The sequence below is a fragment of the Dictyobacter formicarum genome (assembly GCF_016587435.1).
Genome location: NZ_BNJJ01000038.1, coordinates 17,554 through 43,525 on the forward strand (window position 1 = coordinate 17,554; position 25,972 = coordinate 43,525).

A 25,972-nucleotide genomic window follows, 5' to 3' on the forward strand; every position below is an offset into this window, starting at 1 on the left:
ATCCTTACAATGTTGTCCTGATCAACTGGAAATGGTATTCCCTCAATTTTGCCGAGCGCACTGCCATCCAGAGCATGAAGCAGAGGGCTCGCATTCTTGAGCCACGATGAAGATACAATGGGTGAAACAAGCCGTACGATCATTAGGGCGACTTCGCTCCGCCTGTTACCAGGTGTCCACGTGTCGTCTATTTACCAGGTCGTCTTCCTGGGATCTTGACTTTCCGAAGAAAGTGGGAGAACTCGTCTTGGGTGCGGCTTCGCGCTTAGATGCTTTCAGCGCTTATCCCTTCTCGACATAGCTATCCAGCTCTGGCCCGGGCAGGCCAACTGGCACACCAGCGGTCGAGCCATCTCGGTCCTCTCGTACTGGAGATGACGCCCCTCAATTCTCCTGCGCCCACGACGGATAGAGACCGAACTGTCTCGCGACGTTCTGAACCCAGCTCGCGTGCCGCTTTCATGGGCGAACAGCCCAACCCTTGGGACCTACTCCAGCCCCAGGATGCGACGAGCCGACATCGAGGTGCCAAACCTTGCCGTCGATGTGAACTCTTGGGCAAGATAAGCCTGTTATCCCCGGGGTAGCTTTTATCCGTTGAGCCACACTCCTTCCACTCGGGAATGTGGGATCACTAAGCCCGACTTTCGTCCCTGCTCGACCTGTCCGTCTTGCAGTCAAGCTCCCTTGTGCCTTTACACTCTCATGGGTGATGTCCATCCACCCTGAGGGAACCTTTGGGCGCCTCCGTTACCCTTTGGGAGGCGACCGCCCCAGTCAAACTACCCGCCTGATCCTGTCCACGTCCCGGCTCACGGTGACGTGTGAGAAACAAAACACAACGAGAGTGGTATTTCACTGCTGTCTCCCCTACCCCCACAAGGGTAGGTTCTCCGACTCCCACCTATGCTACGCACGCTCTGCCTCGTTTCCGGGTCAAGGTGTAGTAAAGCTCCACGGGGTCTTTTTGTCCTGTCGTGGGTAACCCGTATCTTCACGGGTACTTCAATTTCGCCGAGTCCTCTGTCGAGACAGTGCTCAACTCGTTACTCCTTTCGTGCGGGTCGGAACTTACCCGACAAGGAATTTCGCTACCTTAGGACCGTTATAGTTACGGCCGCCGTTCACCGGGGCTTAGATTCGCAGCTACGTGCACCGCTCCTCGTAACCTTCCGGCACTGGGCAGGAGTCAGCCCCTATACTTCCGCTTGCGCGTTCGCAGAGACCTGTGTTTTTGGTAAACAGTCGGTTGAGCCAATTTCTTGCAACCCCCTCACGCTCCTGGTAAACCAGGCTCGCTACTAGGGCACCCCTTCTTCCGAAGGTACGGGGTCAATTTGCCGAGTTCCTTAACAGAGGGTCGCTCGATCACCTGGGGAGTGTTCCCCCTGCCTACCTGTGTCGGTGTGCGGTACGGGCGGAGACGACTCTGGCGAGAGGCTTTTCTTGGCGGCCTAGGGGCCGATGACTTCCGCGGACTTGTCGTCCGCTCGCTGCACGTGTCATGCACAGGAAACCGGGATTTGCCTCGGCTTCGCACTTCAGCGCACAGACCCATCCTGTCCAATCGATGGGCTCACCTTCCTTACCGCGTCCCCCCATTGCTCGTAACGAGCATCTCCGGTGCAGGAATCTCTGACCTGCTTTCCATCGCCTACGACTATGACGTCCTCGGCTTAGGACCCGACTCACCCTGGGACGATTGACGGTGCCCAGGAACCCTCAGGCATTCGGTGTGTCTGGTTATCACAGACATGACGCTACTCATTCCGGCATTCTCACTTCTGTTCGCTCCACCAGTCCTCACGATCTGGCTTCTCTGCCCAACAGAACGCTCCCCTACCAATCCACCTTGCGATGGATTCCATGGCTTCGGTACCATACTTGAGCCTCGATACGTTGTCGGTGCCACGACACTCGACCAGTGAGCTATTACGCACTCTTTAAATGGTGGCTGCTTCTAAGCCAACATCCTGGCTGTTTGGGCGTTGTGACCCCCTTTGACACTAAGCATGGATTTGGAGACCTTAGCCGATGGTCTGGGCTGTTTCCCTTTTGACGACGAAGCTTAGCCCCCGCCGTCTCACTTGCATGCATGCTGTCCTGGCATTCGCAGTTTGCTTGGGTTTGGTAACCTGCACGAGGCCCCTAGCCCATTCAGAGCTCTACCTCCAGGATAGTACAACATACAGCTGTACCTCAATACATTTCGGGGAGAACCAGCTATCTCCGTGTTCGATTGGAATTTCTCCCCTATCCACAAGTCATCCCCCAGTTTTGCAACACTGGTGGGTGCGAGCCTCGACGGACTGTCACATCCGCTTCACTCTGCTCATGGATAGCTCACACGGTTTCGGGTCGCATCGCCGCAACATCCGCCCTCTTCAGACTCGGTTGCCCTGGGGCTCCCCAGCTTTAGCGCTGGTTAACCAGGCTACGACGATGCACTCGCCGGATCATTCTACAAAAGGCACGCCATCAGCCCTTAGTAGCTCGTGCTACAGTGGCCTCTGACTGCTGGTGAGTACGTGGTTTCAGGGTCTCTTTCATCCCCCTCTCGGGGTGCTTTTCACCTTTCCCTCACGGTACTTGTTCGCTATCGGTCGCTAAAGATGTGTAGCCTTGGAGGGTGGTCCCCCCAGCTTCCCACAAGATTGCACGTGTCTCGTGGTACTCAGGATCCTGACCCACACCAATAAACCGTTCTCTACGAGACTCTCACTCACTCTGGTCACGCTTTCCAGCGTGTTCAAGTAGTTCATCGGTGTTTGCTGTCAGTCCTACAACCCCACTGGTTCCGAAGAACCACTGGTTTGGGCTCTTCCCGGTTCGCTCGCCACTACTACGGGAATCTCGGTTGATTTCTGTTCGTCGAGTTACTGAGATGTTTCAGTTCACCCACTGCCCCCCGTCACTGCCTATGTGTTCAGCAGGCGGTCTCCAGACATCACTCTGGAGGAGTTGCCTCATTCGGATTCTCGGGGTTCATCGCTTGTATGCAGCTCCCCCCGAACGTTTCGCCGGTCTCCGCGTCCTTCTTCGGTCTTTAGCGCCAAGGCATCCACCTCGTACTCTGTGTAGCTTGTTCTCTTCGTTCAGATCTACATCATGTCTCTGAATGCTTTGACTTGTTCTCAAATCGAACAAATCGATCCTCTGCTTCAACTCTGGCTGGCATTGATCGCTCAGCAAAATTGAAGGAATACTATCTTCAGTTGTTCAGGTGCACTGTTGGTCATCATACTCCCCTGAGAGCAGAAGCTGTACCCCAACAGCTCAAGAGTGGAAACCAGCTTCGCTTCTGGCAACACAGCGACCGTGTCCTGTTCGACCTGGAAGTGGAACAACCTCGTGTGTTTATGGCTTCCATAAACGGTTGTTCAAGCTCCCTAGAAAGGAGGTGATCCAGCCGCACCTTCCGGTACGGCTACCTTGTTACGACTTCACCCCAATCACTGACCCCACCCTCGACGCTTGCCTCCCCGAAGGGTTAGCCCAGCGGCTTCAGGTGTTGCCAACTTTCGTGGTGTGACGGGCGGTGTGTACAAGACCCGGGAACGTATTCACCGTAGTGTGCTGACCTACGGTTACTAGCAACTCCAACTTCATGGAGGCGGGTTGCAGCCTCCAATCTGAACTGAGGCCAGGTTTGACGAGATTAGCTCCCCCTTGCGGGTTGGCCACTCTTTGTCCTGACCATTGTAGCGTGTGTGTCGCCCAAGGCGTAAGGGCCGTGCTGACTTGACGTCATCCCCGCCTTCCTCCATTTTGAAATGGCAGTTTCGTTAGAGAAGTTCAACTAACGACAGGGGTTGCGCTCGTTGCGGGACTTAACCCAACATCTCACGACACGAGCTGACGACAGCCATGCAGCACCTGTGAACCCGCTCCGAAGAGACAGCCCGTTACGGCTGGTGCAGGTCCATGTCAAGCCTTGGTAAGGTTCTTCGCGTTGCATCGAATTAAACCACACGCTCCGCTGCTTGTGCGGGTCCCCGTCAATTCCTTTGAGTTTTAATCTTGCGACCGTACTCCCCAGGCGGACCACTTACTGTGTTAACTACGACACTGAAGGGGTCGATACCCCCAACGTCTAGTGGTCATCGTTTACGGCTAGGACTACCAGGGTATCTAATCCTGTTCGCTCCCCTAGCTTTCGCACCTGAGCGTCAGGTGCTTCCCAGGACACTGCCTTCGCCATTGGTGTTCCTCCGGATATCTACGCATTTCACCACTCCACCCGGAATTCCGTGTCCCTCTGAAGCCCTCAAGTCAGACAGTTTCCATAGTACTTCGTCAGTTGAGCCGACGACTGTCACCACAGACTTATCTGACCGCCTGCGTGCGCTTTACGCCCAGTAACTCCGGACAACGCTTGCCTCCTACGTATTACCGCGGCTGCTGGCACGTAGTTAGCCGAGGCTGATTCCTCTGGTACCGTCCGTTCTCGTCCCAGAGAAAAGCAGTTTACAACCCGAAGGCCGTCATCCTGCACGCGGCGTTGCTCGTTCAGGGTTGCCCCCATTGACGAAAATTCCTCACTGCTGCCCCCCGTAGGAGTCTGGGCCGTTCTCAATCCCAGTGTGGCTGATCGTCCTCTCAGACCAGCTATCGATCGTCGCCTTGGTAGGCCATTACCCCACCAACGAACTAATCGAGCGCAGGCTCATCTCCGGGCGCTCTTGCGAGCTTTGCTCGTTGCCAAGCATATGCGGTATTGTCGGCGATTTCTCGCCGGTATTCCTCACCCAGAGGGAGATAACCCACGTGTTACTCACCCGTCCGCCACTCCCTTATTGCTAAGGGCGTTCGACTTGCATGTGTTAGGCACGCCGCCAGCGTTTATCCTGAGCCAGGATCAAACTCGCCATCCAGTTGTTTTTATAAACACATATCCCAACAGGATATGTGAAACAGCATGGTAAGTTGCGATCATGGCCAAGTTACATAACATTGGCATGTTTCGCAGATTCTATGGTCACCAGCGCAGGGGAACTGCGTTGGGACCGAATTGACAGGAACTGGTGCATTGTATTGTTGTTCCAGTTGCTGTTCTGCTTTCCACTCTTCAGTTGTCAAGGTACCTGGTGACCTTTCTAGAAGGATCACCGCAGCCATCGTAGTATCACATACTCCTAGGGATCTGTCAAGGCTTTTCTCAAAGAAAACTTCCTCGGCCTCATTTTTCTTTTCCGACAATTATTCAAACATTCGAAACATAGAAATGCATATCGAATATCTTCACTGCGGGGAATTTGAAATCCCTGAGGATGCCACTTTACCGTGGCTTAAATTACGAATATCTATTTTTTCGACAGCTCAATAATAATAGCACATTAAGATAGGCCTTGTCAAGGTTTTTTACCAGACTTTTGACCATATTTTAATGGTAGGGCAAAAATTGTTTTCCGCTTATACGAGGACCCCATTACGCCATGTGGCAATACCGCTGTCAAGGAGTTTTTATGAGCATGAACGGGATGTTTGATGGTCCATCAAACATCCCGTTCATGCATATGCCTTCCTGCGCAATGCTAGCCAGTTAAAATGTTGAGGTAATCGGGAGGTAGAGCGCAACCTCCGTAGAGTCGAGATAAAAGCTGTAACTGGTCAACAACAGTGACAGATTTACCGCCACAAGTGAGCGTTAGTTTTTTATCTCCCATATTCAGATCCTGGCGAATGGGCTTGGGATGGCCACTGGTACTGAGGATACCAATTGGCCACGTCACGCCCTGATCAACAAAGTCTTTGCCACTGAAATAGAAAAACGGGACTTTCAATTCTTTGACAGTTTGCACATCTGTAATTAAGGTCAGGATATGCGAGGTGGCAAGCTCATAAGCGCTATCAACGTTAATACCACATCCCTTGAAGCATCCAGTTCCTTCAATTACCCACATATGATTGCCTAGCTGATTCTTATCAATTTGAAACTGTTGTGACCAGAAATCAAAAAGGCCAGTTAGATTGTTAGACCCCCCCCAACCATTATGCCAGCTGTCGATCAGCCCGATAATTTGATTGCGCCAGCTCCAGTTTCCGCCGGGATGAACGCTGGTATTCATAGCAGTCTGCATTTGTTCTAGATAGCTCGCTTGATTTACAAGCAGTTGATAATCTGCCCCAGCCACATGAGGATCCAGGGATCCAAGAATCACTGGCGTTTCAGGGCGTACTTTGTGTATCGATTTCTCACACAAATCGTAAAATTTAGCAAACTTTGCGGGTGGTACGTACAAAAATGCAACTGATGCATCCTGCTTCATCTGCTCGTTACCACACTGAACAGCATCAGGATATGCCTGGGCGGCATCATCAAATTTCGCAGTATCAAATAAACTATTGTCATTTGATTGGCAAATGGAAAATAAAACACGAACACCTTGATGGTGGTACGCTTGAATGGTTTGTTTAAGCACATCACCACGTAAATTACCCCAACCACAGGTGGGATGGCTCAAGCGCACCCACGGTATGCCTGCATAATTTGTCCCTGGCTCGCCAGCAATACCTAAAACCTTTGAGCGATCCTGTACTGGCAAAATCAGCGGTTTGGGAGTAGGCGAAGCCTTAACGATGGGGGTAGGTGTTGGTTTGACTGGCGTGGGTCGGCTGTTAGTGGGCGTTGCAACTGCTCTCGGTTGCTCGGGCGAGGCGCTCACCAGGCGATAGGTAAGCACGGCCAATATAATACAAACGATGATTATGACAGTTAAAACAATTCCGCCAGGTTTTTTCAAAACATTCGAAATCCTGTTCAATATATTCACGTTTTCATTTACCTCTGCTTCTTTCAAAAAATAGTTGATATATTCAGGAAACGATTGATTGCTTTTAATATTGTCATAATTAGCAGAATTGTCATAGTTAGCAGATAAGAACGCATACTGGGACTGCAGAAAATCACATGTGGATCAAAACAGGCAGCACAAGTTTGAAAGGCGTCTCATCACATTATTTGCCAATGCAAAATTCACTAAAAATCTTGTCCAATAGATCTTCGCTGGCTGTCTCACCGGTTACTTCTCCCAGGGCGTCGTATGCGGCCCGCAAATCGATCGAGACAAAATCCAATGGCAAATGTTGCTCTAATGAACGGAAAGACGCCTGTAGCTGCTCATTGGTGCGACGCAATGCCTCTTGATGACGTGCACTGGTTACCAGTACGCTCTCGCTGTGAAGCATCCGACCAGCCAGAACGATATCTGCCAGAGTATCTTCTAATAACTGCAAGCCTGTGTCTGAGAAAGTAGAGGTAGAAATAAATTCTCCATCTGGCCATAATTTCTTCAATTCTGAGGCTTCGATCTTTTGCTCACGATCTGCTTTATTTAAAACGAGTAGCACGGGGCGCTTACTGGTCGCTCCTTCTTTATTGTTTGTCTGTAAGCCAAATCCCATCGCCTGCACTTCAGCCGATACCAGACGATCTTGCTCGGCCAGGGGTTCTGAACCATCAAAGACTAATAATATGACATCTGCAGTTTCAGCAGCAGCACGACTGCGCTGTACTCCAATTTGTTCAACCGGATCATCCGTGGGAGTAATACCTGCAGTATCAATTAAGTGAAGAGGAACACCACGTAAATTAGCAGCTTCTTCAACCGTGTCACGCGTGGTACCCGCAATGGGAGTAACGATCGCTCGCTCGGTACGTAAAAAGGCGTTCAGTATACTGGATTTTCCCACGTTAGGACGTCCAATAATGGCAGTCCTTACCCCCTGACGATAGAGCCGGCCCTGGTCGGAACCTGCCAGCAAAGCAGCCACCAGTTTTTGCGCTTTGGAGATCAGCGGACCTAGTTCTTCAGGTTGCGGTGTCGGAATATCGTCCTCGGGAAAATCAATGCTGGCCTCAATGCGTGCAATTACACCAAGGATTGCATGTCGCGCCTGCTGTATCTGATCTGATAAACGTCCACGTAGTTGTTGTAGAGCCAGGCGCTGACCGGCTTCAGTCTCAGATCCAATCAAGTCCATCACAGCCTCGGCCTGGGCCAGATCCAGGCGCCCATTGAGAAAGGCGCGCATAGTAAATTCACCCGGGTTAGCCATGCGTGCGCCCTGCGCTAAAACAGCATGCAGGATGCGCCGCAAAATTAGTGGGCCGCCATGACCTTGAATTTCTACGACATGCTCACGCGTGTAGGTATGCGGAGCATACATAAAGGCCACCAGCACTTCATCAAGCACTTCCTGGGTGTGTGGATCAATAATATGACCAAATGTCAGTTTGTGAGATGGAGGAAGTTCACTTTGACCAGCGGGACGCTTGAAGAGAGGCAGTACCAATTCAAACGCTTCACTTCCACTCACGCGAATAACGCCAACCCCTCCTACACCGGGCGGAGTAGCGATAGCAGCTATTGTGTCGTTATGCATACCGCGATTATATCATAAGCTCAATTTCCAAGTCTAGCAGAGCCTATGTAACCTTATATTGGCAGGATGCTTCAGGCTCAAAATAACACCCATCAAGATGTTATGATTGCGTATCTAAACGTTATATACTATATAACGGTAATTCTTACCTATTAGCGCCATTCACGTGTCTAGCTTTCTACTAAAGTGTGTTTTCTATTCGGTTTATGCTCCATGTGACCCTGCTGAATGCAATCCAGTGTTGTAGATTGCAAATTTTTTTGTTGTCTATTCATTAAAAAGGACAAAGAATGTATGAGTCATTACGGTAGGGATACCTTTGATGCGATGTCGCGTACACGTCCAATTTCCTGGCGCATATTTCTATTGTTTTGTATGCTGTTGCTCCTTCTTGCTCAGACTTTGCGCTCTTCTTCGTCAGTGAGTGCAGCCAGTTCTACAGTTGCTCCCGGTGGGCCTGGAGATCTCTCTTATTTTGACCAGGCACGTAAGGATTGCGTTGGTACGGCCAGAAACACGACCTCTAAGATCTGGTTCACACTGGCCAATGGGGTTCTGAGCGATGTCTACTATCCAACCATCGATAATACCAATGTGAAGACGTTGCAATTTATTGTGACCGATGGCAGCACGTTTACCGATCTCCAGACACGCGATACGACCTATACGGTGCAGGAACTGAACGGCCCGACCCTGGCCTGTCGTGTGACAGCGACCGCCAAAAGCGGTAAGTATCGGGTGGTGACAGACTACGTGACTGATCCTGCTCGTAACACCGTGTTGATGAGGCTGCACTTTGAGCCGCTAAGTGGGAAGCTCTCAACGTATAAGCTCTATCTACGCTATGATCCAACTATCAATGGGAACGGCGGCGGTGGCACTGGCAATGGTGGAGCGGACAATGCTACACTGGCTGCCGCGAATGGACATACGCTGCCCGTAGCGTTTGATACCCAGACCAGGACCAATGCGGTCAATCGTGATTATGGAGTTCCAGTCTATAGCGCCCTGGATGCTTCGTATCCGTTTACCCAGGTTTCGAATGGTTTTGTGGGCACAGACAGTGATGGTTTGAATCAGCTCGATACTTCACATACACTAGCTTCACTATATACCACGGCCTCCAATGGAAACGTTGTGCAGACCGCGCAGGCCGATATCTCTCATGACGGTAATCTGACCCTGGGGCTGGGCTTTGGACAGTCACAGGCCGAAGCTGTGAAGACAGTGCAAGATTCTTTGACACAGAACTTCAATGCCGTGCTGGCACAGTATACGGCTGGCTGGCTACAATACGACGCCAAATTAGCACTACAGCGCACCTTCCCTGCGGCAAAGTCCCGCTCCGATATCGATTTTGCACGCTTGCTCAATGAATACTATCTCAGTGTCAACGTCGTAAAAGCATCGGAGGACAAGACATTCCCGGGCGCTCTTGTCGCGGGCCTGGCTTCTCCCTGGGGACAGGCCACATCGGCGGGCGATCCTAACAATACCTACTTTGGCTCGTATCGCGAGGTCTTCGCCCGCGATCTCTATGAGACCTGGACGGCTCTATATACAGATGGTGATCGTGAGACAGCCCGTGACGCGGTCAATTTCCTGTTCTATCATCAGCAGCAAGCAGACGGTTCGTTCCCACGTAATAGTCTGCTGAATGGTAAAGTCGCGCCTGATTCGTTCAATACACAGCTTGATGAGAATAGTTATCCCATACTCATGGCCGATCAGATGGGTATGACGGGCAGCGATCTCTATCAAAATCATATCAAGCGTGCGGCGAATTTTGTGATCAGCCATGGTCCCTCTTTTGGCGTGGAGCGTTGGGAGGAACAAGGTGGCTATTCGCCCTCGACGATCTCTGCAGAGATTGCGGGACTGGTGGCTGCCGCTGATATCGCGCGCAAGAATAATGATCTCCAAAGCGCTAACCTATGGCTGGGTGTTGCTGATGACTGGCAGCGTTCCATCAAAAAATGGACGGTGACTACCAATGGTCCGCTCTCTTCTCAGCCGTATTTTATCCGACTCTCTAAGACAGGCGATCCGAATGCAGCTATTTCCTATAACCTGGGTAATGGTGGTCCAACCCTGGATCAGCGCTCGGTCATCGATGCCGGTTTCCTGGACCTGGTACGCCTGGGCGAGTTGTCCGCCAGCGATAAGGATGTGGTGAACTCGCTTCCCGTGGTTGATAAGACCATCAAGGTACAAACTCCGAATGGCCCCGGCTGGTATCGCTACAATGGAGATGGCTATGGGGATAGTGCGCAGGATGGACATCCGTGGGCACCCAGCGGGAAAGGTACCGGGCATCCATGGCCGGTTCTGGGAGCAGAGCGTGGCGAGTATCAGCTGGCGACCGGTGATGTGGCAACAGCGATCTCGCTATTGGATACCTTGCAGAAATCTACTTCGGGTGTAGGCCTGCTGCCAGAACAGATCTGGGAATTGCCGAATCTGGCCGCTTCGCCGTATGGCACCGATCCAACCGTTGCGTCCATTGGCTTTCAGACCGGCAAACCTGATGGTTCAGCATCTCCACTGACCTGGGCCGTCGCGTCGTATGTGCGTTTGTTCAACGACATATTGTCCAATAAGTTGCTTGAGCAGCCACAAAACACCTATAATCGCTATGTTGCGCACCCGGTTGCACAGACACAGTTGAGCGTGACGTCTCCTGCGAATCTCTCGTCGGTGAGTGCCTCACCTGTCGTTGTGACAGGAAAAACTACGTCCGGCAATAAGGTCTATGTTTCTGCGACGAATACAGATCAGCAGAATCAGACCAGCACGGTACAGGCACAGGTGGGCGCGGATGGATCATTTAGTGTCTCGTTGCCGATTACGGGGGGCACGACTGTGCTCAATACTGTAGCGGTCAGCCCTGCTGGGGCAACGGCACATGATCAGCGCACAGTCGTCTATGACTTTACACCTGGTAAGCTCGTCTATGATGCCAATGACCCTGTCAACGATGATAATGGCCCTGGTAACTACGCCTACCCGACTGCGTCTGACTTCCATGCTGGCGCTTATGATATTCAGGATTTCCGCATCTATGATGATGGAACCAATATCATCTTTAAGCTGCAAACACACGATCTCAGTCCAACCTTTGGCAGCCCGCTGGGCGCACAGCTAGTGGACGTCTACGTACACAATCCAACGGCAAGCGCGACTTCTACGGCGGCATCCTATCCGCAAAGGAACTATACCATCGCGCCTGGAGCAGCCTGGAGTCAGTTAATCGAGGTGCAAGGTTTTGGGCAACGTTATATTGACGCTCATGGTGCGACGCTGGGGACTGTACAGATCAGTGCCAATGCCATTTCGCACTATATAACCTTTAGTGTGCCGAAAGCTACCTTTGGCACGCCCGCATCCGGTTGGGGCTTTACAGTAACCCTGACAGGGCAGGATGGATATAGCCCAGATCAGGCACGCGCCTTTACGGCCACGCCGGGTGCGTATTCCTTTGGCGTCTGCGCTACCACCAGTAGCGATCCACATTGTACGGTGGATCCAAATACAGTACCAAAAGTTATGGATACACTCACCCCGGCTGGCGTTACCCAGTCTGATGAACTGGACTATACCAAACATGCCGTTGTATTACAGGATATGGTCATACCGTAAGGTCGTACCACTTAGTTATAAAAGAAGCGGGCAGAGCTACTCTCTGTCCGCTTTTCACATTTTGCCGTTCGACTATCTGGCTCAATGAATAATGCGCTCGGGATGAGCGTACACATTCATTGCCTGGTTGCGCAAAAAACCAATCAGGGTAATGCCACCTTTTTCAGCCAGTTCAACCGCCATACTGGAAGGAGCCGAGATGGCTGCAACGCAAGGAATACGCGCCAGCAGGGCCTTCTGAATGATTTCAAATGAAGTGCGCCCACTGACCATAAGTATATGTTCGTTATAAGGGAAGATGCCATTTTCCAATCCATAACCAATCAGCTTATCAACGGCATTATGCCGTCCGATATCTTCGCGTAATGCCAGCAGCTCACCCTGGCTGGTAAAGAGGCCGGCGGCATGGAGACCTCCCGTATGTCGAAAAACGGCCTGCTCGGCATTCAGGCGCGTCGCCAATCCATAGCATGTTTCAGCTGAGATACGTACTGCATCAGCTTCCAAGGCCGGTACGGATAGCATCAGGTCTACGATACTGTTCTTTCCGCACAGTCCACAGCTGGCGGAGACCGCGAAGTGTCGCTCAAATTTCGGAGCTTGCGGTTGTAAGGCTTTCTGAAAAGTTGTTCGGCGCAGCGTTACGTTGACGACATTTTCTAGCGGCAAACCATCGTCATCTTGCTCGTTCTTCACGTCTATAACATCTTGTGGTCCTTGAATGATGCCTTCAGACAACAAAAAACCCAGCGCCAGCTCAACATCATGACCAGGGGTGCGCATGATTACGGCCAGGCTTTGATGCCCGAGACGAACTTCAAACGGTTCTTCGACCGTCACATGTTCTTCCCTGGATGTAGCTGTCTTGTCCTGCCAGTGGCTAACCTGGACCTCCATGACGCGTTCTGGATCTAGCTCTGAACGCCAGCTATGAAAAAGAGTCATAAGCGCCTACTTCTTCGCCCTTCGTTGATGATTGGGTGCTCTGTTGTGATGGGAGTGGGCCTGACAAGTGATGGGCTTTGCCTTTTAAAGTAATATTTACAGGCTCCGGGTCGCACTGGATCTGGTGGCTCAATCGCTACCAGTCCCCAGCCTTCGCTTTCCAGCCAACGCCATGCTTCGTACTCCTCATCAAAATCACGCACCACATTGCCGGCAATTGAAAAAACCATTGTACCTAACAGGTAGCGATGTTCCCAGTGTACCATAATTATAACCTTCTAGAACTTTTCATGACTATTTCACTGAGAATAAACGCTCTTCTATACTTTTCTCGTAGGATTGTCTGCCAGTTGCTTCATCCTTCTGGAAGGATAACCATCCCTTCTCTGCAGGCTTACACAATACGTTGACGATCAATACTACACGTGTTAGGATATGCACAATCAATTATTGCACTCTCAATCATGATAGGAACCAGAGATGCATTCTTTTCTTCAGTCAAGTAATGATTTATTGCGCCAGCGTGGCTACCGCCTTACGCCACAACGCCATATGATTTTAAGGGTCATTCAGGAAGCTGACGAACATTTAAGCATTGATCAGATCATGGAGCGTGTCCAACAATTAAATCCGTATGTGAGCTTATCGACAGTCTATCGCACGCTTGAGCTGCTCAAAAGTGTCGGACTGGTACGTGAAAGCCATCTCCCTGGCGAGCAACCATTATATGAGACAGCAGAGGGACATGCCCACCACCATTTGATCTGCCGCCGCTGCAAAGCCACCTTTCATCTTGATGAAGAACTGTTGGGCAATCTGAATGAACAACTACAAAAGCAATATCACTTTCATGGCCTTTCTTTAGAACTGATGGCCGCCGGATATTGTAATGAATGCTGGCATAAGATTCAACAAGAACAGACTCAAGAATAAACTGCTCTGAGTGCTCCAATATCTCTGATATGCACTATTCTACGTGATTGTCTCCATCATTTTTAGCCCATCCCAAACTACCGGTAATCATCTCTCTTCTTGAAACATATTCTATTCAATGAAACAAATATTGCGTTTCGAGCCTTCAGCCCCAGGCTGGCAAATCATTTCATCCCGAGCTCAAGAACGTGTTTGCCATAATCCCTGCTGTAAACAATACTGGTAAGGATTATTCTTAGGAGGCAAGCTTGTCGTAACATATCCGTTGCGAAAAATATCACGGTACATGGGCCAGATGGCGGGGCCAACGACGTATGCGCCTTCGCCAGCATTCTCGCGCATAGCCACAATAGTTAAATTCGGCATCTGGTCTGGATTATCGAGCCAGAAAGGTGCCTGCGTCACCATCCAGCCATGGGGCGCCACTCCATCACCGATCTCAGCCGTTCCTGTTTTCCCAATGATCGCATCTGCATAACTAAAAGCCTTGTTGATACGCCAGGAGCTACCACAAGTAGTTACTCCATACATCGCTTGTCGTACTTGATAGGCTGTGGCCTTGCTCACTACAGTGCTCAGTACCTGAGGGCTGGATATTTGCACCGGATTGTCGTCTTTATCCAGTATTTTCGCAACCAGCATAGGTCTCATTAAGACTCCATTATTGGCTACTGCATTATCGATTAGAGACATCTGAAAGGGTGTGATATCATCGACGCCTTGTCCAAAGGCATTGCTCGCCAGTTGTAATGTTGATAGCGGACGCTGGTCCTGATTCTGCACGCTGCTCTGGACGGCTGGTAAATCAAACGGCACCGGCTGATCGATATAAAAGCGATGGGTATACTCTAACCACTTCTCACGGCCAATACTGACTCCCAGTTGAGCAAAGACGACATTGTCCGAGTTGGCATATGCATAGGTGGTGGTAATCGGGAAATGGAAGGTATATATGCCATACTCTAGATTGTCGCCCAGGATCGGCCATCCATCGTAGACCAGTGGTCCCATGGCCTCCCTCTGAGACCAGGGACGATCCAGTGTGGTTATGCCCGTATCCAGTGCGGCCAGCAGGGTTACGGTCTTAAAAATTGAGCCGGGCACATAGCGGGCATTGAGGGGCCGCATAAGCAAAGGCTGATCAGTATCATGGTTTATCTGGTTAAAATAGGAGAGGTCACCGTGGGCCAGTGTCTCAACCATGCGATTGGGATCATATCCAGGTGTGCTGACCATGGCTAAAATTTCTCCTGTCTGAGGATTTGAAACGATCACAGCTCCTCGCCTGGATTCATAAGCCATGCCTCGGAAAAAGGGGCGCCGGTAGAGTGCATCGGTGGTTGGGTGATAGTTCGTAAAGTATTTATTGACCAGGCGTTGAATGCGTACATCAATGGTCAGATAAATATCGTTGCCAATGTAATGGTTGTGCAGGGTCTGGTTGATCAAATCATCTAACGGAATGTGATTCTCCACCCCGTCTAAAATGGCGCTGTATTGCTTTTCAATGCCTCCAACCAGGCCATATTCAGGCACATAATAGCCAATAACTCCGGCTAACGATGGCTCGCTATAGTAGCGAATATATCCACATGTGGCTGTTTTGTCAGGAATAGATTGCGCCAGCACCACTCCATTGCGGTCCAGTATGCGTCCTCGCAGAGGAGCGTTTTGTAGCAGGCAACGGCGCTGATTGTGTATACCGGCAGTAATCGCAGGCGCGGCTACTACCTGCCAGTACACCAGGCCCAAACTCAGGAGCAGAAACAGCAGTAGAAAAATGTGTGCGACACAGCGAATACCCTTATTTAGGTTCATTAGCCTCCTCCACCCTCTCAACATCACATCCATCATAAGTATGCTATCACAAATTGTTGCTGCATTTCTTCTCACTATTATTATTCCAGCATCTTTTAAAAAGACGGAAAGCGTTGAACGGCCGCAAAAATTTGTTTTTTTATGCATAAAAAAGGAAAAGCTTTTTGAGCCTGGAAAGCTTTTCCTTTTGAGAATGGATCTGAAGTCCATCACCATGGGCCAGGTGCCCCCGTACGGGCTGGTGCACCCACACTTGATCCTGTTTTATTGAGCGCCGAAGGCGCGTAGCGTCAGGGGCCGAAGGCGCGAACCCTATGGCTTTCAGCCATGCTCCGAATTATGAGGAGAGCTACCAGCACGAACAGCGTTTTATTGCTGGAGATAGGAGCGGTAGTTGCGTAACGTTTCCTCGATGCTATCACCACCAAATTTTTCTAGCAGAGCCTCTGTTAAGACGATAGCCAGCATCGCTTCCCCCACCACACCCGCGGCGGGCACTACACAGACATCACTGCGCTCATACCGGCTCTGATCAATATTTTCATTAGTGGCGAGGTCAACCGAAGGGAGTGGATGAGCCAGAGTGGGAATTGGCTTGACACCGACACGGACGACAATTGGCTCTCCATTGGAAATGCCACCTTCAATGCCACCTGCATTATTAGTTAGATGCGACCAGCCACCATTCTCTTTATGACGCAAAACATCGTGTACATGCGATCCAGTAGTGCGGGTCGTTTCAAAGCCAGCTCCAATCTCCATAGCCTTCACTGACGGAATACTCATCATCGCCATACCCACCCGCGTACTCAAACGTCGGTCCCATTGGCTGAAAGATCCCAGGCCAATAGGGGCACCAAAAGCCACAACCTCAAAGACTCCTCCGCAGGTGTCCCCTTCACGTTTGGCCTCTAAAATGCGCGCAATCATTTTCTCGGTCAAGGATGCATCGGCACAACGCATTGGCGACTCTTCAACCTGACGCCACATGTCCTCTGAATAGGCATCTGCGGTCATCGCACGGGAATTATCATAACCGACCCCTGCGACAGAGAGGACATGGCTGCGCACGCTAATACCAAATTGTGACAGAAACTGGCGGCATAGACCACCTACAGCTACGCGCGAAGCGGTCTCACGTGAGCTAGACCGTTCGATGACGTTACGGACGTCGTCATGACCATATTTGACCGAACCGGTAAAATCCGCGTGCCCGGGTCGGACGCGCGTGATTGGCTCCATCTCAGCTTCAACTGGAGCTGCACTCATACGCTCTTCCCAGTTTACCCAATCCAGATTTTCTATCTGCATTGTGATTGGTGAGCCTAGCGTTTTACCGTGACGTACACCAGCCAAAAAACGGATGGCGTCCTTCTCAATCTTCATCCGTCCCCCGCGTCCATAACCTCCCTGGCGCCTGCGTAAATCAGCATCGACAGTCTCTTTCTTGACCTCTAAACCCGCGGGCAAACCTTCAACGATCATAGTTAAGCAGGGTCCATGCGATTCTCCTGCTGTTAAGAAACGAAACATAATTGAGCACTCCTCAAACCTGAATACTGCCTTATCCACTACGCACAGGGCCAGTTTTTACACACTAAAAATATCCTGAACCAATTTCTTGATTTTTACTCATTGCTACCAGCTGCAATTTGTTCCCCAACACCTTCAGCGTACAGATTCGAATCGATAACTTGCATATGGCATTGGTTAATATCTCAATTGTACAACAAACAACATTTTGACCCCAATAATTTAACGATATTGTAAAAAAAACTCAACATTTTCGTCAACAGACCGACCATCTATTGGAGTTCTGTATCAACACTGTTATAATAAACCAGTTGATCAGAAGTTACTTCTCTATATATAACGTCTCTAATATCAGTACACCTATAGCTTCCTCGCTTGTATATTACTGAAAAAAAGTAGAACTAGCCCGGCTGATAATTCCCATAACTTGTGTAATAAGCAACCTGTTTTAGTTGAGAGCAGATACAACTATTTCTCATTCACCTGGCCCGGTAAGCTTGATGTATAAACGTCCTTCCTACCTGCTTTCAGCATAAATTTGCTAGAAAGCAAGCGGTAAAAATACAGCAAAAAGCGAACTACTCGCACGATAGCTTGAGCACATAGAATTATCTTTCTGATGGCTTGACTAACCTGATTATTGAAGCATGCACTGATTACATCATCATTAGGGGAGTAAATTAAGAACTGTACTTGTAACACAAGCTATCATCTATCAGTATCTTTCTAGTGCAGATTGCACTAACATATTGACATCATACATAAGTGTATTTTACAATACATTTGATCAGGATTTTGTGTATTTATTGACTCTCTCACTTAAAATTTTTTTACATTTAGGAGGTCAACATGTCCCCTGAGCAACCATCAGCTAAGATTGGCAAAACAGTAGGGGAAAAATTACGGGCGGCGCGCATCACCCAGCACTATACTCAGAGTCAACTTGCTGCCCCTGATTTCTCAGTCAGTTACATCTCAGCCATAGAACGCGGGCAGATTCATCCTTCACTTCGTGCGTTAGAAATTCTTGCGAGCCGCCTTGGAATGAGCTCTACTCAGCTCCTTCCCACTAAATCTCAACAGGAAGAACGAGCCAGTGCGGCTGCAGCTTTGAGCGAACGAGAAGAGGATGAGGTAGAATTAGATTTACTTGATGCGCAAATTCTAATTATACAAGGAGAAGCTCAATCGGCAATCACACTACTCGAACATACCTCGACCAGGCGCTTGAAACGGCAGCATCAATTGCAGTTACGCTACATGTTAGGCTGGGCATACTATAAAATTAATCAGTACCAGGAGAGCGAATATATTCTGTCTGAGGCTACGCAGATAGCCAAAGAGTTGAACGCGCAATATCTACATTTGCGCATTCTTCATCAGTTAGCATTGACGTATGCTGCCATGCGCAATTATGCACAGGCTTTGTTGGCTCATCAACGCTGCCTTAATCAATTGGAGGAGAGTGGAGCACAGGATCCGTTCTTTAGCGCTCAAATCTATATTCAGATGGGACAACATTATACCCATCTGGAAAATTTTGAACAGGCCTTAGATGCCTTTCACAAAGCGCTTTCTATTACTGAAGAACTGACAACTACACAAAGTATTCAGGCAATTTACACAAATCTTAGTCAATATTATGCTTTAGCAAAAGATAATGAACTGGCTATGTTGTATGCCTATAAAAGCATTCAATTACACAATTTTGATATCATGAAACGCTTACGTAGTGAGCTCTATCATTACCTGGGTCATGCTGTGATGCAGACAGATAGCCAGCAGGCACGTAGCTATCTGGATGCTGCACTACAATCTCCTGCGGTTATCCAGGACCATTTGACGCAAGCTAGCTTGCTGGCTCGCAATGCCGAATGGTACTTCGCCCAACAGGACCTCAAGGAAGCTGAAAGCAATGCTTTGCAGGCCTATCAGCTCGCGCAAACCTTTGGCGATACAATCATTACGGCGGATACATTGATCGTTCTAGGTAGAATCGAATATGCGAAAAAAGACTATGATCAGGGGGGGAGGCATTTTGTGGCTGGACTGGATATGTTAGAGCGTCTGGGAAGCCACGAAGAATTGGCGGATGAATCTGTTCGTTATGCTCAATTACTTGAAGAAATTGGCAATGAGCGCGAGGCTTTTACCCATATCAGACGCGCCTTTCAGAGCCGCCAGAAACTCGGAAGATAAGCTGTTTTACTACGTACGATATTGACAATCGAGTGGTCTACATATTCTGATGGGTGTTGGATGAGGGTGCCTTCATGATTGTCAGTATCAAATATATTATGCCATTCAATCGTATAAGTGATAAGTGAGACTACTTTCCACAACCTGGTCCGTTGTTATCGCTGAGAATTTTTGTTTCTACCACTTGCAAACCCGTAGCGTTGACATACACATTTTAGAACATGCTATACTGTGCTCGGAAAGGGGGTACAGTGTATGTCAACGCTATCCCATGATCAACCCGAAAAACCTGCTCAACTTACGCATCTTGATGAACAGGGCAATATTCATATGGTCGATGTCACCAGCAGATAGCAGAGCTAAAATAAAAAGCCATTCAACCCGCTTCTATCCTAGCTCCTCAGACACTCAACCCCAACAATCCTCAAATTGACAGCATTCGTGCTATTTATCCTCTATAAATGAGTGGGAAGTCGACCTTACACAACTGTAGTAAAGCGAAAGTGGCAGAGCTACGAAACCCCTTCCAGGCATCGCCATGAGAGCGCAGGGGCATTTGCAATCCCCGCTGCGGGTGGGCTTTTCTCACTACGTTTGTGCGAGAACTTTTTCATTCACAAACTTCCATCTCACGTATTAACCGAAGACAAGCTCATAAAGAGGCTTATCATTCTAAAAGATGTAATTTCCCTATATTCCAGATTGACGAGATTGCACTCTTTTCACTCCATAGCGTACAATATATCAGTGCCTTCTGATGTTTTTTTCCCATATGTAAAAAAGGGGTGCGTGATGGGAAAGAATTCACAGCATAGCGCCAAGTGTAAACAGGAAAAACAAGAGACGAAGCTGGCAAGGAAACATGCTCCACAGAAAAACATGGGACACCTCCACCTGCAACAGGTTCACGAGGCGGTTGCAGCTCTCAACATGGCTATCGCGTCCCTTCCTGTCTATGACGCCCAGATGCTACCTGAAGAGCCCTTTTTCCCCCATCATCAGATCTCCCTTGTTGCCCTACCGCTAGTAAATATGATCGGTCAGGTCCTGGATGGTCATCGGGTGGTTCTTCTCGCTGTGGGGTCTGCAGGGCAGTTGTCGTATATCGCAGGCAGCGGACTTACTGCTGAACAAGAACAGGTCTTACGGGAATCAAAGGAAGCAACTGCCTCAATGTTTTTCGACGAGCAGGTGCTCGCTCGTCTCTCTGCGCACCAGGAGGTGCTTCTGCCTTCCCAAGATCTGTGCAAACGCCCATCATTTGCTCCAGCATTTGATGCTGAGAACCTCTTGGTGCTACCCCTCTTTCTGGAGGAGCAGTTTGCCGGGGCGCTTACCGTCTTCAAAGCAAGTTCTTCCAATGGGTACACACGTGAGGAAACGGAGCTCGCAAAAGTCCTCGTGGCAGAGATCGAACTGCTCGTGGAATGCTTGGGCATCTTGCGTGAGCGAATCAAGTCTGGGACCCAAGCCCTCGTGCAGCAAGAAATCGGTCGTCTGAGCAATGATTTCCTGACACTTGCCAATCATGAGCTGAGAACCCCTCTCACCGGGATCATGGGCAACATCCAACTCGCGCAGCAGCGGTTAACCAAGCTAAAGCGGCAGATCAGAGAGCAATCAGAAAAAGCGAGCATGTATATTGAAAAGATCGAGAACCCGTTAGCCTCTGCCATTGTGAGCGCACATCTTCAGCAACGCGTCATCAACGAGATGATCGATGCCCTCTCTATTCCGACAAATCCCGTCGAGTCGCGCATGAAGGAGGAAAATCTGCTCACGCTGCTGCAAGACACACTGGCCAGACTACAACGAAGCGCTCCTAAGCGCACGATAGAGTTGAAACTTCCACCCAAAGTACAAGAGGTCCTCGTCCGTGTCGATAGTCAGCAGATCATCCAAGTGCTCACCAACTACCTGGTGAATGCCCTGAACCATTCATCGACCGAGCAGCTTGTGACGGTCGAGTTGGTGATTGCAGATACTGTGGCCTTGATCTTGGTACATGACGAAGGGCTAGGCACGATGACCGAAGAACAAAAGTCTCTCTGGCAGCGCTTCGCTCAGAGGGAAGGCCATGCGATCCAGTACGAAGTGGATGTTAACTTAGGAACAGGCTTCCATTTGTGCCAGATGCTCATTGAGCGGCATCATGGCCACGTTGGAGTCCAGAGTCATCCTGAGCAGGGAACGACGTTCTGGTTTACTTTGCCGATTGAAGTATAGTTTGAGCAATAAGCCGAAAAGTCGTTCTTGCACAAACGTAGCGAGAAAAGCCCACCCGCAGCGGGGATTGCAAACGCCTCTCCGCAGTAAGGAATTTCTTTTGCTTCCCTCTTAAGAAGGCTCATTTCTTCCCTCCACCGCTACCCTTTACAACCTCGTTGCGCAACCCGTGGGTTTATCGTCAGATTTTTGGGGATTCGACAGCAGTCTTCTGTGGTCATCTCTAACCTCATCGGGAGTGGTGCGCCTGCGGCGCATGACGTTTCAAGAGTGAGCCAGAACCACATTTCGGGTCATTTACCAGTTGTCGCTTAAATCAACTACTCCCGTTATTGTTCAGAAACATTGCTTGTCTGCTTTTCGTTCTAGCTATAGGGCCCTGTGTTGTTGCCCTGTTGCCTTAGAGAGTGAGCAGCGAACACCGAAACCATCATTCCGAACGTTGATACTGCTGACAAACCTTTCTCACCGCTTCATCTCAGCAGTGCTGAGATGAAGCGGTGCAGCGCCGAGAGCCGCGGCTGAAGATGGATGGTGTCGTTTGACGTAATTCTCGGCTCTTGTCCACTCTTGGGGTTTTCTGTTTGCTTGCTCGCTCTTCTCCCCATGCCATGAACTTGACACAAAGAAGCATTTTCAGGTGTTTGAAACACCTGAAAATGCTTTTCAATACAGTACGGCGAGAGGCGAGAATCAGGTGCGTGGACAGTAGGTAGCCCAGAAGCCGAACCAGGGTGGAGCATAGGCAACAAAATGATCCCAGGTTCCCGGCTCTGCTTCTCCGTTTGGAAACAGGTGCAGATCCTCGCTCAGATGCTGAAGAACAAAGCCCTCATCGCTCAGGCCATTGATCAGCGAACTCAGCGTATGGCGGTACTCGCGCAAGATGGGAATGGGCTCGCCATGATAGTTCTCACGCGCGTAGGCCCAAGGTTGATCCTCGCTTTCCAGAAGCATTCCCTCGATGTAGGGATACTTCAGGCTGTAGCTATTGCCATTCCAATCCTTGGGCGTCAGGCCACAGGTGAAAGGATTGGCACACTGCATATGGTAGATCCCACCAACATGCAAGACCCGTGCAACTTCGTGAAAAACGGCGCGTGCATCAGGGACGAAGTTCAGCGAGTAGGGGTGCCAGACGATATCGAAGGATGTCGAGGCTATGGCCGAGAGGTCCCGCATGTCACCTTGCACCGTCTTGATGGCGACATGATAGTGTTCTGCCACCTGTTGATCACGTGCAAGTTGGCCCTCGGCGATATCCAGCACCGTCACCTCAGCGCCGAGCAGCGCGAAAGCGGCTGATTGCTGACCGCCGCCGCTCGCCAGGCAAAGAACTTGTTTCCCCCGTATACTCCCCAATCGCCCCTCTGGATCAATGTTGCCCTGCGCACTCTTCGCATCGAGCTCTAACGCTGGTCTGCTAAAGAGTGCATTCGCTCCTGCCAGTGCATTCCAACGCTTCTGATTATGTTGGGAGATGTTGTCCACGAGAAAATCCTCCTTGTTGTTTTCACACGTCCCATTGCCTCTGACTCAAGAAGAGAGATCGCGAAGATGTTGAGGAGACGCTGGTATTTCATACAATCTCTCATCTGCCCCTCTCTCAGGCGTCTCCTACACTGCATGAAGCACCCGTTGGCGGAGCAAGGCAAAACCAGCTCTGCCATACATCGTTCGCTTGATCAGCTTCAATTTTGTCACATGGCCCTCAACCATGCCATTGTTAATCGCCCAGGTTAAACCAGCTTGCACCGCATCTTTGTCCTTTTCTACCCCAGCAGCAAATGACTGAAGTTCTGGCAGCTCGCTCTCTGCAACCCTGACCAGCCAGGCATCTAACCGCTGCCCTTCTCGTTTGTGGACCATGGATAAAAAATCTTGCAGGAGGTCATACGCCTTTTTCAAGGGGGCACTTGCCTCACAGAAAGCAGCCAGATCCTCGCGCTCGATCTCATCGAGCTTTTCTGGATCACGTACAAACAGCCAGATGGCGGTATTGGCGGTCCATTTTTGCAGACGATGCACGTCGATTGAAGCCCTCACCTCAGCCTGTTTGAGTGGTTCCAGATAGCGGTAGACGGTGCGCTCCGAGCCATCGTAGCCTTGCTCCTTGATCTCGCGATAAATCGCCAGGCCGTTTCGCTCACCGGCTTGCCAGCGCGAGAGGACATAAGACGCGTAGATCTCGAAAGAACCAGGTCGCCGCCGCCGCCGCTTGGCGTCAGGGAAGGTGTCGGCTTTCAGCCAACGCTGAATGGTTCGTCCTGTTACACCGAGAATCCTGGCAATCTCTTGGGGTGGTTTTCCGAGACGGTTGAGTTCGACTGCCTGTTCATAGCGTGCCGAGCGCTCAGATCGTCTGGCTCGTTGCACGCGCTCTATATGAGCTGGGATTTTCGGACGCCATTCTTCGATGGAAATGAAGGGTTTGTTTTGTTCATCCTGGCTTGGCTCGTCCGGTTTCTTTTCTGTCAGGATTTCGGCCTGACAGCGCGCCAGAAGCACCTGAACAGCTTCGGTCAGGTTTTTCACCACGTGGAACCTGTCTGCGCACTGGATAGCCTGGGGAGCGCCTTCTCGCGCAGCGGAGGCATATTCGCCTCCTCGATCACGACTGATCACCGCCAGATCTGGCTGTTGGTACATCCACCGGGCTGCGGTTTCCGCCCGGCGGTCGGGTAAGAGATCCACTACGCGGTGGCTTTCCAGGTTGACCAGGATGGTGCCGAACCGATACCCACGTCGAAGACTAAAATCATCGATGCCCAGGTACACAACGGAACTCCCAGAAATATCTGGCAAAGCCATGATGCGGCGCAGGATCGTCGGACGCGTGGTTGGTATCCCCAGGCGAGCGGCGAGTCTGGCTCCCCCTTTGCCGCAGGTCGCTAACCCGATCGACGTAATGTGTTGGCAGCAACGGATCGTCATCCTGGCCCACGGCTCGACAAAGGAAGGAAGCCGCTCGGTAAACACTTTCTGGGAGCAGTATGGATTACGGCAGTAGAATTTGCGCACAGTCAGGATCAGTTGAACCTGGCGACCCACACAGGGAGCATCTCGTAACGTGCGGCGATAGTGCGTCTTGATGGAATCTGAGGATTGAGTACACAGTGGACAACACGATGTGGGATGCGAAGCCTCGACTGCAATCACCAAACCATGTTCAGTGATTTGGATCTGCTCGACACGCATCCCTTCTGGTAAAGAAAGTAGAGATGCCTCTTCCATCATGGACTCCCTCTTGCGAGAAAAACACATGTTTAGATGAGACTATATCACCATTTCCCGATATATAGCAAAGCAAGCGAGCAGAAAACCCCAAGAGTGAACAAGAGCCAAATTTATGTGACAGAAGCCTTTTTCTCCGGCGCTACCAGCAGAGGTTTCACCAAAGTTGTGTATGAGCCGAGAATTGATTCAGACGACAGATGGCTACTTGTTATGGACAAAGAACTTTTTTTTGAACTCTTCTCTCAGACACGAGTGTATGACCTGGAGCAACCACGCTCCTCTGGGGCTCCGCTTCTTCCTCTGCTTGTGCCAGGATTTACCTACACGTTACATCGTCGCCATGAAGAGGGAACGGGGGACCCTCGAACGGCTGCCTCTGGCTTCATTGCGACCACTGAGCACGCTGGTACACATATTGACGCGCTCTGTCATGTCGCCGAGGATCTCTGCCTGTATGGTGGGGAAAAAGTGACCTTCCGCATACAAACCCCGACCGGATTTACCCGGTTGGGTGCAGAGACCATCGCACCACTGCTAAGTCGAGGGGTGCCACTTGATATCGCGGGGTATCGTGGCGTCGATTGGATCACAGCTGACCAACCCATCTCGCGCCAGGATTTAGAAACCGTCTGTCTGCATCAGAACGTGACGCTTCATGAGGGAGATGTGGCTCTGGTACGCACGGGAAACGGAACACGATGGCATGATCCATCCGGCTATCTGAGTAGCGGTGGTGTACGCGCCGATGCCTCCCAATGGCTTGCCGACCAGCATGTCAGAGCCGTTGGTGCGGACCATATCAGCTGGGATACGGACGGTCGCGTTGACCCGGATCTGGGCACCTCTTTACCTGGTCACATTATTTTGCTGGTTCGTCACGGCATTTACATCATGGAAAATCTCTTTCTTGAAGACCTGGCCAGGGACCAGATCTACGAATTCCTTTTTGTCTGCCTGCCACTCAAAATACAAGGTGCGACCGGTTCACCGATACGTCCCGTGGCCATTGTGCCTCAACAGAAAAGCAAGAATGTATGAGCATGGCGCAAACCATTCC

The 25,972-nt window shown here is 50.4% G+C and carries 13 protein-coding genes and 2 rRNA genes; 5 read left to right on the forward strand and 10 right to left on the reverse strand.

Annotation, left to right across the window (positions count from 1 at the left end; all coding sequences use genetic code 11):
- Nucleotides 1–122: 122 nt before the first annotated feature.
- The 4 genes from JMI88_RS36735 to mnmE form a co-directional block, all read right to left on the reverse strand.
- Nucleotides 123–3,088 (reverse strand): 23S ribosomal RNA (locus tag JMI88_RS36735).
- A 305-nt stretch (nt 3,089–3,393) separates the two neighbouring features.
- A 16S ribosomal RNA gene (locus JMI88_RS36740) occupies nt 3,394–4,874 on the reverse strand.
- Together the 16S and 23S rRNA genes form the textbook arrangement of a ribosomal RNA operon.
- Nucleotides 4,875–5,534: 660 nt before the next feature.
- Nucleotides 5,535–6,743: a hypothetical protein gene (locus tag JMI88_RS36745; RefSeq protein ID WP_201367065.1), complete on the reverse strand. Its 1,209-nt coding sequence runs from the start codon at nt 6,741–6,743 to the stop codon at nt 5,535–5,537.
- Nucleotides 6,744–6,957: 214 nt separating this feature from the next.
- Nucleotides 6,958–8,385: a tRNA uridine-5-carboxymethylaminomethyl(34) synthesis GTPase MnmE gene (gene mnmE, locus JMI88_RS36750; RefSeq protein ID WP_201367066.1), complete on the reverse strand. Its 1,428-nt coding sequence runs from the start codon at nt 8,383–8,385 to the stop codon at nt 6,958–6,960.
- Nucleotides 8,386–8,679: 294 nt separating this feature from the next.
- Here mnmE and JMI88_RS36755 point away from each other — a divergent pair, with 294 nt between their 5' ends.
- Nucleotides 8,680–12,024, forward strand: coding sequence for a glucodextranase DOMON-like domain-containing protein (locus JMI88_RS36755; RefSeq protein ID WP_236023228.1), 3,345 nt, complete (start codon nt 8,680–8,682; stop codon nt 12,022–12,024).
- An 81-nt stretch (nt 12,025–12,105) separates the two neighbouring features.
- On the opposite strand, the gene fdhD is transcribed toward JMI88_RS36755, so the two are convergent.
- Together fdhD and JMI88_RS36765 are read right to left on the reverse strand one after the other, a co-directional pair.
- Nucleotides 12,106–12,969 (reverse strand): formate dehydrogenase accessory sulfurtransferase FdhD, encoded by an 864-nt coding sequence (gene fdhD, locus JMI88_RS36760; RefSeq protein WP_201367067.1) that lies wholly within the window; start codon nt 12,967–12,969, stop codon nt 12,106–12,108.
- Nucleotides 12,966–13,235 carry a hypothetical protein gene (locus tag JMI88_RS36765; RefSeq protein ID WP_201367068.1) on the reverse strand — a complete coding sequence of 90 codons (270 nt, stop codon included), beginning with the start codon at nt 13,233–13,235 and terminating at the stop codon, nt 12,966–12,968. Before JMI88_RS36765 ends, fdhD begins: the two co-directional genes overlap by 4 nt.
- Nucleotides 13,236–13,449: 214 nt before the next feature.
- Between JMI88_RS36765 and JMI88_RS36770 the strand changes: the two genes are divergently transcribed.
- Nucleotides 13,450–13,902 carry a Fur family transcriptional regulator gene (locus tag JMI88_RS36770; protein WP_201367069.1) on the forward strand — a complete coding sequence of 151 codons (453 nt, stop codon included), beginning with the start codon at nt 13,450–13,452 and terminating at the stop codon, nt 13,900–13,902.
- Between the two features lie 180 nt (nt 13,903–14,082).
- Here the strand turns inward: JMI88_RS36770 and JMI88_RS36775 are convergent, their stop codons facing one another.
- Together JMI88_RS36775 and aroC are read right to left on the reverse strand one after the other, a co-directional pair.
- Nucleotides 14,083–15,720 (reverse strand): penicillin-binding transpeptidase domain-containing protein, encoded by a 1,638-nt coding sequence (locus tag JMI88_RS36775; protein WP_201367070.1) that lies wholly within the window; start codon nt 15,718–15,720, stop codon nt 14,083–14,085.
- A gap of 369 nt (nt 15,721–16,089) precedes the next feature.
- A complete protein-coding gene (gene aroC / locus JMI88_RS36780) occupies nt 16,090–17,253 on the reverse strand; it encodes a chorismate synthase (RefSeq protein ID WP_201367071.1) in 1,164 nt (387 codons plus the stop codon).
- Between the two features lie 849 nt (nt 17,254–18,102).
- Between aroC and JMI88_RS36785 the strand changes: the two genes are divergently transcribed.
- Both JMI88_RS36785 and JMI88_RS36790 read left to right on the forward strand, forming a co-directional pair.
- Nucleotides 18,103–19,452 carry a helix-turn-helix domain-containing protein gene (locus JMI88_RS36785; protein WP_201367072.1) on the forward strand — a complete coding sequence of 450 codons (1,350 nt, stop codon included), beginning with the start codon at nt 18,103–18,105 and terminating at the stop codon, nt 19,450–19,452.
- A gap of 792 nt (nt 19,453–20,244) precedes the next feature.
- Nucleotides 20,245–21,678 (forward strand): sensor histidine kinase, encoded by a 1,434-nt coding sequence (locus JMI88_RS36790; protein ID WP_201367073.1) that lies wholly within the window; start codon nt 20,245–20,247, stop codon nt 21,676–21,678.
- Nucleotides 21,679–22,371: 693 nt separating this feature from the next.
- Here the strand turns inward: JMI88_RS36790 and JMI88_RS36795 are convergent.
- The gene (locus JMI88_RS36795; RefSeq protein ID WP_201360104.1) at nt 22,372–23,169 is read right to left on the reverse strand and encodes a class I SAM-dependent methyltransferase; all 798 of its coding nucleotides are present in this window, start codon (nt 23,167–23,169) and stop codon (nt 22,372–22,374) included.
- Nucleotides 23,170–23,295: 126 nt separating this feature from the next.
- On the reverse strand, nt 23,296–24,912 hold the full coding sequence (locus JMI88_RS36800; protein WP_201360153.1) for an ISL3 family transposase: 1,617 nt from the start codon (nt 24,910–24,912) through the stop codon (nt 23,296–23,298).
- A 213-nt stretch (nt 24,913–25,125) separates the two neighbouring features.
- Between JMI88_RS36800 and JMI88_RS36805 the strand changes: the two genes are divergently transcribed.
- Nucleotides 25,126–25,953: a cyclase family protein gene (locus tag JMI88_RS36805; protein WP_201367074.1), complete on the forward strand. Its 828-nt coding sequence runs from the start codon at nt 25,126–25,128 to the stop codon at nt 25,951–25,953.
- Nucleotides 25,954–25,972 lie beyond the last annotated feature (19 nt).

Coding starts and splice junctions, on each gene's coding strand:
- JMI88_RS36805 (WP_201367074.1), top strand. CDS start 25,126: ATGGACAAAGAACTTTTTTTTGAACTCTTCTCTCAGACACGAGTGTAT.
- JMI88_RS36800 (WP_201360153.1), bottom strand. CDS start 24,912: ATGGAAGAGGCATCTCTACTTTCTTTACCAGAAGGGATGCGTGTCGAG.
- fdhD (WP_201367067.1), bottom strand. CDS start 12,969: ATGACTCTTTTTCATAGCTGGCGTTCAGAGCTAGATCCAGAACGCGTC.
- mnmE (WP_201367066.1), bottom strand. CDS start 8,385: ATGCATAACGACACAATAGCTGCTATCGCTACTCCGCCCGGTGTAGGA.
- JMI88_RS36755 (WP_236023228.1), top strand. CDS start 8,680: ATGAGTCATTACGGTAGGGATACCTTTGATGCGATGTCGCGTACACGT.
- JMI88_RS36770 (WP_201367069.1), top strand. CDS start 13,450: ATGCATTCTTTTCTTCAGTCAAGTAATGATTTATTGCGCCAGCGTGGC.
- JMI88_RS36775 (WP_201367070.1), bottom strand. CDS start 15,720: ATGAACCTAAATAAGGGTATTCGCTGTGTCGCACACATTTTTCTACTG.
- JMI88_RS36765 (WP_201367068.1), bottom strand. CDS start 13,235: ATGGTACACTGGGAACATCGCTACCTGTTAGGTACAATGGTTTTTTCA.
- JMI88_RS36785 (WP_201367072.1), top strand. CDS start 18,103: ATGTCCCCTGAGCAACCATCAGCTAAGATTGGCAAAACAGTAGGGGAA.
- aroC (WP_201367071.1), bottom strand. CDS start 17,253: ATGTTTCGTTTCTTAACAGCAGGAGAATCGCATGGACCCTGCTTAACT.
- JMI88_RS36790 (WP_201367073.1), top strand. CDS start 20,245: ATGGGAAAGAATTCACAGCATAGCGCCAAGTGTAAACAGGAAAAACAA.